Source organism: Litoribacter populi, from assembly GCF_007483685.1.
Lineage (GTDB): Bacteria > Bacteroidota > Bacteroidia > Cytophagales > Cyclobacteriaceae > Litoribacter > Litoribacter populi.
On record NZ_VMKN01000003.1, the window covers coordinates 153,678 to 167,290 of the forward strand.

Sequence of the window (13,613 nt, forward strand, 5' to 3'; positions counted from 1 at the left end):
AATTGGACCCACTTAATCCTTAATCGTTTTGCACAGCAAAACTTTAAACCTTTAAACAAAGAAGCAGGCTCGCATACCTGCGAGCCTGCCAAACCTTATACAAAAAGTAAACTGCAATTATCAAAAAAATATCTTTGATACCGTTTACAATGCCTATTCCTCTAATTATTTGTAGCCGTTAAACCATCGGGAACAAAACAGTACAATTCTGAGAAAGAGTTGTTAATACAGATGAAAGTTAGAAAAAAAATTAAAGAACCAAAAATATAGATGAACTTTTACGGAACCGAAACCACCTCCATAGTATAAAAAAAAGCCCCTAATAACTTTTTTATCGGGGCTAAATACAAAATCTTGTTTAGATAAATTTTTTAACTTTTTTTTATTTTTTAGCACTAAGGGCTGAGGCAGCTTTCCATAACCTATCTTCCACATCATAAGCAACATACGAATCAGGAAACTCTATGAATTCCTCACTGCCGGAGTTTTGAGGATAATACGGGCTCAAATCCTTTTCCCTAATCAGCATCGAAAAGAGCATCAGGCCTTTTTCCTTCAATTCTTCCTCCTCAAACTTCCAGGTACGGAACACTTCTTCGTAATACTCAAGCTCTCCGATTTCATTTCTTTTCATCTTCACTCCCGTAGCCACCTTCTTTTTCTTAAGGGATGGAGCTATCCTGCTGACTAAAAAATACTCATACCCACCAGCATCCTTGTGGTAAGCTTCCAGGGAGAAATCCTTTGCCAACTGGGAATAATAGTGGTCAAACTTTTCTTCAAATTTATTCTCATGGGTTCCTTTTTTGGGGAGATGCCCTAAATACCTGATCGTGGTCAGAATTATTTCATCCTGCTCCTTGGGAGTCAATTGATACTTTGCCTCATAACGGGAGGATTTTGCACAACCTACAAGCATTAAAATCAAGATGATAAATACAGAAGCTCTCATGTAAATAAAGTTTGAATATGAAGAAAACCATGCCCCGGTTAACCCAGAGGCATGGTTTAAGTTGGTTATTTATTAAGATAATCGATGTTCAATGGGTTAAATTCAGCCCAGCCATCTGTCCAGTCAGTTGAGTCAAACGCTCCGATAAACTCAACAGCATCGAAGAATGTAGACCTGTTGGCTTCATTGAACTTCGCGTTAGAGAAGTCAGCTCCGCTGGCAAGACTACCGCCTGAAAGCAAGGAGAAATCTGGGTTGTTAGGATAAGTCTGGAATGTATATCTGGCAAAGAAGTTTTCAGGTCTCAAACCATATCCTCTGTAGAAGTCCTCTTCAGCTCCAGCCTCAGGAAGGGTCACCGTAGTGTTAGCAGCTTCCCAAATTCTCTGCACGTCGGCCACATCAGCACCACCACCAGCTGCATAGTTAGCGTTAGGGTTAATAAGGATATTGTTAGCCAATACACCTCTTCCAGCATCATACTGCTCAGTTACAGAGGCAGTGTTGAATCTAAGGCCAGTTGGAAAACCTGTCAATACCGTATTGAAAATGCTTAGAGCAGTTCTTCTTCTCAAATCCATTGCGTGGAAGTTGTTGCCGGAAATTGATCTACCCACTCTGTCTCTTGGTCCGTAAACCGTCACGTTTGAGAATGTACCAGTTGTATAAGGTTGCACATCGTTGTCATTAGGACCGTTGTCAGTTTCGAATGCATTGGACTGAGATTGGTCAGCAAAGAATGGATTTCTCACCACCAAAGCATACTGTACGTTGCCGGAATAACCGTAATCCACGTCCAAATCATCATCCCAAGTGGAGTGAGAAATCAGGTAACGGCCATTTACGGTACCGCCAAACCACTCAAAACCATCGTCACCACCAAAGGAAACCATCAAGTGCTCCATGAATGTTCCGCGACCTACACCACCCATGGTGATGGAGTTGGTTTCATTGTTTGGAGTAAGCTCGATACCGGCATATTCTACTCGTAGATATTCGTACTCGCCAGAATTGTCATCGTCGTTATCTCCTCCAAAAACTACTGCAGGATCAATTCCTTCAATCTCTGGATCCACCTGATTGGTACTGGCATGGCCAAGTATAACCAAACCACCCCAGTCACCTCTATCACGCTCTCCCATCTCTTGAGCGGATGTCATGATGATAGGCGCTTGAGCAGTACCTCGGGCGATCAATTTACCACCACGGTCCACGATCAAAGTTGCTCTCGATCTCTTTTCACCATAAATAATGGTTCCCGGCTCTACTGTTACGGTCTGACCGTCCCTGATAAAAACTTGGCCTTTTAACAAGTACTGCTGATCTGCAGTCAAGGTCCTGGTACTAAGATCTCCCTCTAAAGAAATCAAGGAGTCTTCAGTATCGACAACTGGGTTGACTGGGTCAACGTCCTCAGAACAAGCAGCGGCGAATCCCAATAGGGCGGCCATTGCGGCAATTCTAAAATTTGCTTTCATTTTTGATAGTTAATTAATAAAGGTGTATTTGTTATTTTAATTTATAATTAAAGGAAGCGGTCAGCATTCGGCCTCGTCTCCATCGGTACATGGGCTCATCCACATCAAAAGTGATCTGCCCGTCATAATTGGTATCCTGGTAAAATCTATACTGGAAATTCAAAAGGTCTTGCACCCCCATTTTCAAAGTAGTTCTCTCGCTTACCATTTTGGAAATAGTCAGGTCGATTGCGTGACGGGGCATTTCATAGATGTCAGGGAAGTTCACATTACCTGCTATGAATATCCTCGGACCTGATACATTGTAAGCGGCATTTACAGATATGTTCCTTTTCTCATTATGGTAGGAAAGGGAAGTGTTGACCACATACGGGGACTGGCCTTGAAGTGCTCTTCTGTTTTCTTGGAAAGCCACATCGTCACCCAAGAATACCTCACTCCAAATCAAGGAGGCATTTGCATTGATGGATAGGTCACGAAGGAAAGGTAGATTGGTCACTGTAGAAAGGGCTTTTCTGGCCTCCACTTCCACCCCATACACATAGGCATCCACGGCGTTGCGGTAGCTGAATTGCATTTCTTCGTTCACATTTCTGCCCACTGCCTCTATAGGGCTGTCAAAGCGTTTGTAAAAACCTCCTAAACTGAAGGTTTCACCCTCATTTGGATAGAATTCATAGCGAAGGTCGAAGTTGTCAATTTTGGCCATTTGAAGTTCCGGGTTACCAGAGAAGCCAGCCAAATATTCAAAGCTGTAATAAAGGAACGGGGCAAACTCCCTGAATTCTGGACGGTTTACAGTCCTACCATACCCGGCCCTTACCAAGGCTCTAGGGCTAAAATTATAATCCACATTTACAGCCGGCAATGGCACCAACTCACGATTGTCCACATTCACTGGGCCTCCAAAAGTGGCACTGCTAAGCTGCTGAATGGAATATTCTGCTCTTAGTCCACCCGAAAGATTGAACTTCCCGATAGGATACACAGCCCCCATATATGCAGCTCCCACAAATGTCGACGCATCATACTGGTCAGTAGGTCTCGTACCTTCTTGCACTAACCAACCATCCTGTAAGTTGAAGTTTTCAGGAGCAAAAGCTTGATCTATAGGCTGTCTGATCAAATCCTCCTTACCGGCACCACTTGAAGAACCCGGATAATAATACGTTATGTACCGAGCCTCAAAATTTCTCTGCTTGTAGTCTGCCAAATAACCAGCCCTGAAAATTCTCGGACTGTCTTTCTCCACACCCTTAAACTTCTTCTCAAAATTCAGTCCTTGACTCAATCCCCATTCGTTCATGTACCCGAAGTACCTGCCCAAATCCTGTGGGCTACTTGCAGGTGGATCGATGATTACATACTGACCTTCCCCTACTCCATTTTGGTAAAAGCTTCTAAACCTGCGGAAATCTGGTTCTTCATGGCCCATATAATTACCACCCACTACCCAGTTGATTTTGGTCTGTTCATCATTCCAAAAGTGGTTCCCTTCAATCTGGCCGGTATAAATCGTCTTTGACTCATATCTGAAAGCATAATCTCTCGCGCCGTCAGGTCGCTGGATAAAATCTCTGCCCTCTCTTAAAATAGTCTCGTTGATACCCGTTTGGTTGAAAAGGTTTCTAAAAGCAATAGTATTATCTTTATTCAACCTCAGCAGCCAGTTGGACATGATGCCCACATTGTTCTCCTTGGCATAATAGCTGTCAAAGTACTCATCCCGCTTAGCAGTAGGCTGGCCAGGATTGAAGAAAAAGTAGCGGTTTCGCTCAGCGGTGAAAGCTTGAAAACTCTGACCCATTGAAAAGTTAGTATGAGTAGAAAGCCTCATTCCCCCTAAATTCCAGTTTTTGCCAAAGGAGAACCCTCCACCCATATCAGGCATAGCTTTTTTGGTTTTGATGCCATAATTATTATTAAGCATCCTACCTGCCTCGGCTCTCAAAGGATTGGCACCACTTACATCTATCAGCCTGTCGCTACTGGGGAAGCTTGCAGGCAAATCGCGGAAGCCATTATCAAAACCTAAAAAGTCGGTTTTTGACCCCTCCGTCTGTTTATAGTCTTGAAAGGTAGTCCCTTGACGAAAACCTATCCCCATCCCAAAGTTGACGAAATCTTCATCGGGTGCATTTCTGGTGAACACCTTCACCAATCCTCCAGCAAAGTCACCTGGAACTTCCGGTGAAAATGATTTGTAAATCATCATCCTGTCCAGATTTTCACTTGGGATAAGGTCAAATGAAAAAGTTCTTTTATCCACTTGGGTGCTCGGAGCCACAGCATTATTAATCATGACCACATTATAGCGGTCATCCACTCCCCTCACCCTTACAAATTTATTGTCGGTAATTGTCACCCCAGAAACCCTTTTCATCACCTGGGCAGCGTTGCCATCTTGGGAGAGGCGGATTTGCTCGGATGAAATTCCAGAAACGACCTGCAGAGATTTCCTAATTTCTGATACAATAGCCATGTTGGTGCCCGTTTCGCGGCTTGCCATTACGGTCACCTCACCAAGTTCGCCTAGGTCTTCCTCAAGATTGACCTCCAGCCTTGTGGCTTTTTCGGCTACCACCTGTACTTCTTGAAGTTTTAGGGTTTTGTAAGAAATAAAAGAAACTACTAAAGTGTGTTTTCCGGGGTCCACCCGGTTGATTTCAAAAGAACCGTCGATATCAGTGGCCACCCCTTGGCCAGTACCCTCAATTCTAACATTGGCCCCGATGATGGTTTCCCCTGATTGGGCATCGGCGACCACCCCTTTTATAGTCCCAGTTTGAGACATTGCTGTTCCTATAAGAGTGAAATAGGCAGCGAGGATTAGTAAAACATTTTTCATTTGTAGCATACGTTGAACGAACACTACAAAGGTCAATAAGCAATTTAAACTGGGTGGGTAGTAAAAGTTAAGTAATATTTAAATAGAAGGGGGTAAAAAGTAAAAGGCCACCATTGGAATTAACACAACGATGGCTTTTCTCACCTTCTTCAAGGTTTGGGGAAGCTGGGAGCTTATTTGAATGTTACGCTTTTATTAAGCGGGATTTTTTCCAAAATTATGTTGACCAAATCGCGAGGACTCACATTGTCTGCCTCCGCTTCATAGTTGAGGATGATTCTGTGATTGAGTACATCCTCTGCCACGGCTTTGATGTCTTCAGGCAACACATAATCGCGGCCTTGCATCATAGCATTGGCCTTTGAAGCAAGGTTAAGGTTGATACTTGCCCGTGGTGAAACCCCAAACTGAATGTACTTGGCCTCCTCATGAAGGTTGTATTTCTGTGGGAACCTTGTAGCAAATACCAATTCAATAATGTATTCTTCCAAAGGCTCGGCTATTTTCACATCGTTGATTTTAGCCCGGATGTCAAAAATATCCTGTTTGGTCAAAACTGCATTAACTTCAGAAAGGTAATGCATGTTGGACATTCTTCTCATCACCTCCAACTCGTCGGTTTTGGAAGGATAGTCGATATGAATCTTCATCATAAATCTATCCACTTGCGCTTCAGGCAGTGGATAAGTACCTTCTTGATCAACCGGGTTTTGAGTGGCCAGTACCAAGAATGGTCTGTCCAAGCCATAAGTAGTATCCCCGATGGTCACCTGCTTTTCCTGCATGGCCTCCAAAAGGGCCGATTGAACCTTGGCTGGAGATCGGTTGACCTCATCAGCAAGGATGATATTGGAGAAAATTGGTCCTTTTTTTACTTCAAAATCCCCAGCGTGCTGGTTATAGATCATGGTACCAATCAAATCCGAAGGCAAAAGATCAGGAGTAAATTGAATTCGCTTGAAATCCAAGTGCAACACTTTGGCCAGCGTGTTTACGGTAAGAGTCTTTGCCAATCCAGGCACCCCCTCAAGTAAAATGTGACCGTTGGTAAAAAGCCCGATGAGCAGCCTGTTGACCATCTTTTCCTGGCCCACAACCACTTTTTTGACCTCATTGATTACTTCCTGTATTTTTTCCTGATGCATGTTTTATGTGTGTATAGAAGATTGAAGACCGAAGACGGGAGACGGAGGACCGAAAAAGGATGTCCGACTCTATTTTCCTCTGCGCCCTCTGCGACTCTGCGGTTATTTTTTTGTTTTCGAAATTAAAACATTTACTTCTTTATCCCAATTTAACGCTGATTCTTATTTCTTCTTATTTCTAATGTGGGGTTTATTGAATTTGGGGCCTCTCTCAGCCAGCATCGCCGGCTTGATTTTTAACAACCTGTACAATTCCTCCTGATCAAATTCTCTGACCTCCCCAACTTCGAAACCTTCAATGGTGAGGTTTTCCATAGACCATCTCACTAGCCTCAGGGTTGGAAAACCCACCGCTGCAGTCATTTTTCTGACTTGCCTGTTTTTCCCTTCTATCAAGGTCAGCTTTACCCAGGAGTCAGGCACGTTTTTGCGATAACGGATAGGTGGATCTCGCTCGGGAAGGGTTGGAGCAATGTCTAGAAGACTCGCACTCGCTTTTTTAGTGAAGTATGTCTTGCCTTCCACCTTTATTCCCACCCCAGACTGCAGTTCGCTTATAGCTTCGGGCGTTGGTATCCCCTCCACTTGAGCAAGGTAGGTTCTATTGTGTTCAAATTTTGGATTAAGCAGATAGTGGTTGAGCGGCTTGTCATCGGTAATGAGCAACAAACCCTCACTATCCTTATCCAACCTCCCCACCGGATACACATCCGCCGGAAAATCCCACACCCCCTTCAACGTACTCTCCTCCTCCCCCGAAAACTGGCTCAACACCCCAAAAGGCTTATAAATCACAAAATATCTAGGCATAAAACGGTTTAATTTCCAAATGACCTTAACCCACAAAATGGTCACTAAGTCGCGGAAGTCCTAAAGAAGTTTCACAAAGTTAAAAAAATCCCTCCGTGCGAACATGCATAAAACTTTGTGTTCCTTTAGTAACCAATTTCGCCGCGAAGAAGCCTTGGTGCGACTTCTTTTTAAACTTTGTGCCCTTCGTGACCCATTTCTCACTTTTTCTTAACCTTCTAAGACCCGCAACCAATACAATCAAAGTGGCTATCCATCGGTTTGGTGCCTTTGAGCTGCATTTCTAGGTTATGGATTTTGTCACGGGTATCCATGTCCTCAAACATGTTACCTGTCAAAGATTTGTTCAATTCTTCGATTTCCTGCTCAATGGCAGCTTTTTGCTCTGCGTTCATCTCAGTTATGGTTAATTAATGATCTTTGAATATAGAGAATTGTACCCCATTTTACCAAAAATTACTTTTCCACACCCGTCACAACCCTTCTCGAAACCAAATTACATTTTTATACTTATTTTCTACAAAAATAAAATTAATTGTCCTCAGACTTTCATTTTATAATTTTATTCATTTTATTTATAAATAATTACAGCACCCTAACCACTACAGTTATGAAACATTTTTGCACACTTATACTGGGACTATTTCTATTTTCCGGTGCACCCCTTATCGGACATGCCCAAACCGAGACCAATCCTAAGGTAGAATCCATGGTGAGTGAAAACCGCTATGACAAGCGCTATGAAAAAGCCCTGAAAAAAGAGGAAAAGGAACGAAAGATACATCAAAAAAACCTCAAGAAGCTTGATAAAGCTAACGCCAAACTTGACCGCTATCGCCATAAATTCGAAAGCGATAACCAAAAAGGCAAGCTTTCCCCTATTGATATTAGCAAAAGAGAATCCAACATCAAAAAACAGGAAAAGCACATCCAAAGGCTAGAAAAAAAGGTAGCGCAGTACAACAAAAGAATAGAAAAAAGTAAAAAAGATGATAGCCACGCCTCCCTTTGAGGCAACTTTCATAGACTTTGCTCGTTACAACCACAAGCTAAAAAACTAGTCTATGAAAAACATCTTTACATTGGCCATGCTGGTTTTCTTACTGGGAAGCTTGCCTACCTTTGCGCAGAATGTCAGCAAAAAGGAAGCTCGGGCAATAGAAAAATCCGAAAAACAGCTGGATAAGGAAATCCAAAAAGAACATAAAGCCACCACCCGATACCTGGCCAACAAGAAAAAATTCAAGAAATACAACCGAGAGCTCACCAAAAGTTCACGCAAATTTGAGCGTCAAAAGAAAAGGGAAGTACTCTCCCCACGTGACATTAAATCTTGGGAAGCTGATATCCAGAAGCAGGAAAAACGCATCCAAAAAGTAGAAGGCGAGATAGAGACCTATCATAGGCACTACGGTAGAAATGTGAATACCGGAGACCGTAGATAAAAAGTAAAAGGTAAGAAGTAAGAAGTCTGGAAAACTTTTTACTTCTAACTTTTCACCTCTAACTTCTTACTTAAAAAAACTCTGCGCTCTTCGCGCCCTCTGCGGTTAATATTTTTTAGTAAACCTTCATCCTAATCCCCTCTGTATCCGGATTGCGCAAGTCCACCAGATACCCATTTACCACAGCATAATGCCTCTCACCGTCTTTTTCCAAAAAGAAATTGGTGGTACTGCCCACCGTATGGCCTGACTTCATTTCGGCCCCCTTGGTTAGGATGTTTAGAGGCAAATCATGAAGCTTGTCGGGATAGACATCATAGGAAACTCCCAAAAAACCTTTTTCAAGCATTTCTACCGCTTCAGTTTGCGTGAGTTTCATATCCATGGCAGGCGTCCAAACTTTTCCCTCTACCATCACATATCCATCCGCGTCAAGTTCCTCATATCCATAATACACCGATAGGTCGCCCAAATCCAATATAGAGCTTTCTGTATAATACGCCGAATCGGCCTCCACTTCCCTTCTCCTGATTCCCAAATCAACCTGATACTCCAGCCCATCACGCTTGATGGTCACGTTGCGTAACATCAAGTCTACCAATTTGGTATCGTTGTCTGGAATCTCAAAATAATCCTCCACGGCATATTGATCATACTGATCAGTTGCAATTTCATATAGGGCATTCAAGATTATAATAAAATTGAGCTCACGTATATATTGCTTGTCTGGATCATCAGGATAGCCTCCCGACTCAATTAATATGGTGCTTGTTCCCCATTTCTGGAAATTGTCTCCAAAAGCTCTTGGCTCAAACCCATCATCATACTTGCCAACATGACCTGGAATTAAATCTTGAAGGACCTCATTCATCCCTACAATTACTTTCAAGGCTCGTTCCCTTACCTCATTGATGTCTTTCTCATAATTGAATGCCGGAGCCAAAACCGAAATAGTGGCGGGCTTTGGAGTATTACTGGCATTATAATATATCTGCTGATCGTGCAGGTTGAAGCCAAACTCAGGCTCAAAGTCATCCCTGGCACCTTTCAGGATCTTGGCTTCCGGACTAGTTAAATGTATGGCATCTCTGTTGAGGTCGATGTCATAGGCATTTCTCCTTTTGAAAGCCTCGGCACCATCAGGATTTACCATGGGGATAAAGCGAAGGTTCAGATTTTCTTTTATTGTATTACGGATGGATTCAAAACCGTCATTTTCCCCTTCCAAAAAATTAAAAATATCCATCAAAGACATAGTGGCGGTACTTTCGTTGCCATGCATTTGGGACCATAGCATCACCTTCCTATCACCGTTCCCATAGGCTATCTGGTAAATCTCCCGGCCTTCAACACTTTTCCCCAACTCTTCTACTTGAAAGTCATTATTCGCACGCCTTTTGATCACCAAAGGCATAATATCTACATGTTTGAATCTACGGTGGGTGATGCTGCTTTCCTTGTACCTATCGGAGGCTTCTTTAAGCTTCTGATGGTCAAGTTTGGAATCCTGGGCATGACCTTGGCTGAAAAATAAAACTAGGAGAATGAGGGCGGTTAATCTTTTCTTCATGAATTGTGGGCGTTTGTCCTGACAATAGTTACTTCGTCAAATTTTACCTTTTTATTTCGCCTCAAATTACTAAACTTCACTTTAAATTCAGGTTACTTTTATATAAAGAAACAAAAATCCCCCATGAAATTACAGGTAATAGTTGCAGATCTGCCCCTTAAACACACTTTTACAATCGCCCACCAAAGCCGCGATGTGCAAGAAACTGTCATTGTCAAGCTTGAGGATGACGGACTTGTCGGTTTAGGAGAAGCTACCACCAACCCATTCTATGGCATCACAGTAGAAAACATGAAAGCCGCCTTAGATGTGGCCAGGCCGATCATCGAAAGCTCCCTCTGGGAATCGCCCGAACAGCTTTGGAGCATGACCAAGTCCATGTTTACCACCAACCCATTTGCCCAATGTGCCCTCGACATGGCTGCTTGGGACCTTTATACCAAAAAACAAGGGGTGAAACTCTACGAATACCTAAAACTTAACCCCGCTGAAATCCCTACCACCAACTTCACAATCGGCATTGACACCGTGGAAAAAATGGTAGCCAAGATGAAAGAGGTGGATTGGCCTTTATACAAAATCAAACTGGGCACTGAAGACGACATGGCCATCATCCGTGAACTTAGAAAACATACCGATTCTGTTTTCCGCATAGATGCCAACTGCGCCTGGACAGCCGATCAGGCCATCGAATTCTCACGTGAATTGGCAGACCTGAATGTTGAATTCATGGAACAGCCCTTAGACAAGGATGACATGGAAGGTATGAAAAAGGTTTTCAAGCATAGTCGACTCCCAGTGATCGCTGATGAAAGCTGCATCATTGAAAGCGACGTGCAAAAGTGCAGCGGCCTCTTCCACGGCATCAACGTCAAACTTGTAAAAGCTGGCGGCATCACCCCAGGCTTGAGAATGATCTATGAAGCCAAATCTCTCGGAATGAAAACCATGGTAGGCTGTATGACCGAGAGTTCTGTCGGCATCAGTGCCATTGCCCATATCGCACCATTGTTGGATTATGTGGACATGGACGGGGCAATGCTGCTTTCAAAAGACATTGCCGAAGGTGTTACCATCACCCCGGAAAAAGTAACCTTCCCGGACCGCCCAGGAATCGGTGCACTACTGCTCTAAATTCGGTCTCCGGTCCTGCCTCTGCCTAGTCAGGCAGGCTTCCGTCTTCCGACCCCTAACCCCCGAAATCAATGAAACACTATCCCATAGACTCCAAACCGGACAGAAGCATCACTTCCCAAACAGAGGAGTACCTTTACTTTAGCGGAACTAACTACCTCGGTATCGGCTCGGTCAAAGAATTTGAAGACTTAGTGGTGAAAGCCATCCGCAAATATGGCCTCAACCACGGTTCCAGCAGAAGTAGCAACGTTCAGTTAGAAGTCTATGGGAAATTTGAACAGCTCTTTGCTCAAGAAGCAGGTGCTGAGGCAGGCTTGCTCTTTAGCAGCGGTTTTCTGGCGGGTTCTGTAGCTGTACAAACTCTAAAAAAGACAGCGGACTTAGTAATTGTCTCGCCAGATGCCCACCCGGCAATTCAGCCAAATGATGCAGGTTTTATTTCCACTATGAGTATGGAGGAGTGGGAAAAAGATTGCCTCACCATTTCGCAAGGCTACAAAAACAAACACATCGCATTTGTAAGCAATGCCGTTGATCCACTCAAACTTAAGGTCCATTCTTTTGATTGGATGAAGAAGCTTTCACCTAAAAATAGGTACACCCTGCTAATCGACGATAGCCATGCTTTCGGAGTTTTGGGTCAAGGAATTTATGGAACCTACAGTCAATTCAACCACCCAAACGTAGCAGTTATTACCTGCGGCTCGCTGGGGAAAGGGCTAGGATTACCAGGCGGAATCGTCTTGGGCCCGAAATACTTTATCGAAAAACTTCAATCTGAGATTAAATTCAGGACAGCCTCCCCTCCACCCCCAGCCTTTTTTGAGGCGTTTTTAAATGGCACCCATCATTTTGAAAGGCAACGGATTAAGCTACAGGACAACGTTTCCTACTTCCATCACCTTACCACTGATAACCCTGACATACATTATGCAGACGGCTACCCCGTATTTACTTTTGACAATGAGGAATGGGTCAGCCTACTATCAGAAAACGGCATCATCATCAGCTCGTTTCCTTACCCATTTCTGGAAGACCCCGCGGTAAACAGGATTGTGGTATCAGGCTATCATCAAAAGTCCGATTTGGAAAAAGTCGCTGCAATACTCAACAGTCTATAAGAAATTATCAATGAGCCTTGCCTTACGCTCATTCAACCCATTAATTACTAGACTTTTACGTAGTTTTTTGGTAAGTTAGTGGATATATCCACTACAAAAACACAATGCCATGAAAATACGTATTATATCCCCCCTAATTTTAGCGTTATTATTTTGTACTATAGATGTTTGCCAAGCCCAGTTGATGAACCGAATCAAACGAGGTGCCGAGCGGGCAGCTTCACGTGTAGTCGAGCGGAAGGTTGAAAAAGAAGTTGAAAAGGCCATGGAAAGACAGGTGGAAAAGACCTGGGTGGCCATATTCGGCGAGCAAACAGATGCACAGGGCCGCCCTGTGGACTGGAGCAAAGTAATTAACAGCATGAACATGGACGTGTCCGTCGAGGACATGTACCAATTTGACGGCAGAGCTGTAGTTGAGATCACAGGAAAGGACAACAAAGGCCGCGACATGGACCCCATGGTCATGGAGTCTTACCTCAGCAAAGATAACGAATACACCGCTGTGCAGATGCAGAGCAAAGAAGCCGAAAAGATGCTTATGATTTTTGACATGAAAAACGATGCCACGGTAGTACTAATGGAAAACGACGGTGAGCGCCAAAGCATGGCTTACTCCATCAATTGGCAGGAACTTGCCGAGGCTATGCCCGAGGATGCCGAAAACCCTGAAGAAGAGGTAGATTTGGAAAGCTTAGACTGGAGAAAAACAGGCAACACCAAAACACTTTTAGGTCACCTTTGTGAGGAATATGAGGTCGAAGATGAGGAATACCGCAGCACCTACTGGGTGACTCAAGAGCCAATCGAGGGTGCCGCAGCTTTTTGGGGCAACAGCAGCCCCTATTTCAATCAAAAATTCAAAGGCCAACAATCCGAAGCTTTTTCCAACCTTCCTGACGGAAACATCCTCGAGATGAACTACATCAGCAAGACCGATAAGACTGATATGAAATTCCTCATCACCGAACTTGACGACAACCACTCCCTGACCATCCACATGGCAGAATACCCCAATATGCTCACGGCAGAGAAATAGGTGTAGAGGTTTAATTTCCCTGCGGGAAGGTTTAGGGGTTTAGAAATGAAGGCAGTCACGTATACCGC

General features: G+C 43.7%; 12 protein-coding genes. 5 read left to right on the forward strand and 7 right to left on the reverse strand.

What is annotated here, in order from left to right:
* Nucleotides 1-382: 382 nt before the first annotated feature.
* From FPL27_RS19450 to FPL27_RS19890, 6 genes are all read right to left on the reverse strand, one after another.
* A complete protein-coding gene (locus tag FPL27_RS19450; RefSeq protein WP_235893503.1) occupies nucleotides 383-952 on the reverse strand; it encodes a hypothetical protein in 570 nt (189 codons plus the stop codon).
* Between the two features lie 65 nt (nucleotides 953-1,017).
* Nucleotides 1,018-2,430 carry a hypothetical protein gene (locus tag FPL27_RS19455; RefSeq protein WP_143962905.1) on the reverse strand — a complete coding sequence of 471 codons (1,413 nt, stop codon included), beginning with the start codon at nucleotides 2,428-2,430 and terminating at the stop codon, nucleotides 1,018-1,020.
* A 31-nt stretch (nucleotides 2,431-2,461) separates the two neighbouring features.
* Complete coding sequence (locus tag FPL27_RS19460) at nucleotides 2,462-5,278, reverse strand: TonB-dependent receptor (RefSeq protein WP_143962906.1); 2,817 nt, start codon at nucleotides 5,276-5,278, stop codon at nucleotides 2,462-2,464.
* Nucleotides 5,279-5,451: 173 nt separating this feature from the next.
* Complete coding sequence (locus FPL27_RS19465; RefSeq protein WP_143962907.1) at nucleotides 5,452-6,423, reverse strand: AAA family ATPase; 972 nt, start codon at nucleotides 6,421-6,423, stop codon at nucleotides 5,452-5,454.
* A gap of 162 nt (nucleotides 6,424-6,585) precedes the next feature.
* Complete coding sequence (locus FPL27_RS19470) at nucleotides 6,586-7,233, reverse strand: pseudouridine synthase (RefSeq protein ID WP_143962908.1); 648 nt, start codon at nucleotides 7,231-7,233, stop codon at nucleotides 6,586-6,588.
* A gap of 218 nt (nucleotides 7,234-7,451) precedes the next feature.
* Complete coding sequence (locus FPL27_RS19890) at nucleotides 7,452-7,628, reverse strand: hypothetical protein (RefSeq protein WP_185974426.1); 177 nt, start codon at nucleotides 7,626-7,628, stop codon at nucleotides 7,452-7,454.
* Nucleotides 7,629-7,843: 215 nt separating this feature from the next.
* Here FPL27_RS19890 and FPL27_RS19475 point away from each other — a divergent pair, with 215 nt between their 5' ends.
* Complete coding sequence (locus tag FPL27_RS19475; RefSeq protein WP_143962909.1) at nucleotides 7,844-8,245, forward strand: hypothetical protein; 402 nt, start codon at nucleotides 7,844-7,846, stop codon at nucleotides 8,243-8,245.
* A gap of 52 nt (nucleotides 8,246-8,297) precedes the next feature.
* Nucleotides 8,298-8,678: a hypothetical protein gene (locus FPL27_RS19480; protein WP_143962910.1), complete on the forward strand. Its 381-nt coding sequence runs from the start codon at nucleotides 8,298-8,300 to the stop codon at nucleotides 8,676-8,678.
* Between the two features lie 115 nt (nucleotides 8,679-8,793).
* On the opposite strand, the gene FPL27_RS19485 is transcribed toward FPL27_RS19480, so the two are convergent.
* Entirely contained in the window at nucleotides 8,794-10,248 is a 1,455-nt protein-coding gene (locus FPL27_RS19485; RefSeq protein WP_143962911.1) for a M14 family metallopeptidase, read from the reverse strand.
* Between the two features lie 123 nt (nucleotides 10,249-10,371).
* On the opposite strand from FPL27_RS19485, the gene FPL27_RS19490 reads away from it, so the two are divergent.
* The 3 genes from FPL27_RS19490 to FPL27_RS19500 all read left to right on the forward strand — a co-directional run bounded on the left by FPL27_RS19490 (nucleotide 10,372) and on the right by FPL27_RS19500 (nucleotide 13,545).
* Nucleotides 10,372-11,382, forward strand: a complete 1,011-nt coding sequence (locus tag FPL27_RS19490) for a dipeptide epimerase (protein ID WP_143962912.1) — start codon at nucleotides 10,372-10,374, stop codon at nucleotides 11,380-11,382.
* A 71-nt stretch (nucleotides 11,383-11,453) separates the two neighbouring features.
* Nucleotides 11,454-12,506, forward strand: a complete 1,053-nt coding sequence (locus FPL27_RS19495) for an aminotransferase class I/II-fold pyridoxal phosphate-dependent enzyme (protein ID WP_143962913.1) — start codon at nucleotides 11,454-11,456, stop codon at nucleotides 12,504-12,506.
* Nucleotides 12,507-12,690: 184 nt separating this feature from the next.
* Entirely contained in the window at nucleotides 12,691-13,545 is an 855-nt protein-coding gene (locus FPL27_RS19500; protein ID WP_185974427.1) for a DUF4412 domain-containing protein, read from the forward strand.
* Nucleotides 13,546-13,613 lie beyond the last annotated feature (68 nt).

Excerpts from the sequence above, each read along its gene's own strand:
- FPL27_RS19495 (WP_143962913.1), top strand. The coding sequence starts at position 11,454 with ATGAAACACTATCCCATAGACTCCAAACCGGACAGAAGCATCACTTCC.
- FPL27_RS19485 (WP_143962911.1), bottom strand. The coding sequence starts at position 10,248 with ATGAAGAAAAGATTAACCGCCCTCATTCTCCTAGTTTTATTTTTCAGC.
- FPL27_RS19475 (WP_143962909.1), top strand. The coding sequence starts at position 7,844 with ATGAAACATTTTTGCACACTTATACTGGGACTATTTCTATTTTCCGGT.
- FPL27_RS19455 (WP_143962905.1), bottom strand. The coding sequence starts at position 2,430 with ATGAAAGCAAATTTTAGAATTGCCGCAATGGCCGCCCTATTGGGATTC.
- FPL27_RS19500 (WP_185974427.1), top strand. The coding sequence starts at position 12,691 with ATGAACCGAATCAAACGAGGTGCCGAGCGGGCAGCTTCACGTGTAGTC.
- FPL27_RS19480 (WP_143962910.1), top strand. The coding sequence starts at position 8,298 with ATGAAAAACATCTTTACATTGGCCATGCTGGTTTTCTTACTGGGAAGC.
- FPL27_RS19470 (WP_143962908.1), bottom strand. The coding sequence starts at position 7,233 with ATGCCTAGATATTTTGTGATTTATAAGCCTTTTGGGGTGTTGAGCCAG.
- FPL27_RS19460 (WP_143962906.1), bottom strand. The coding sequence starts at position 5,278 with ATGAAAAATGTTTTACTAATCCTCGCTGCCTATTTCACTCTTATAGGA.
- FPL27_RS19890 (WP_185974426.1), bottom strand. The coding sequence starts at position 7,628 with ATGAACGCAGAGCAAAAAGCTGCCATTGAGCAGGAAATCGAAGAATTG.
- FPL27_RS19465 (WP_143962907.1), bottom strand. The coding sequence starts at position 6,423 with ATGCATCAGGAAAAAATACAGGAAGTAATCAATGAGGTCAAAAAAGTG.
- FPL27_RS19450 (WP_235893503.1), bottom strand. The coding sequence starts at position 952 with ATGAGAGCTTCTGTATTTATCATCTTGATTTTAATGCTTGTAGGTTGT.
- FPL27_RS19490 (WP_143962912.1), top strand. The coding sequence starts at position 10,372 with ATGAAATTACAGGTAATAGTTGCAGATCTGCCCCTTAAACACACTTTT.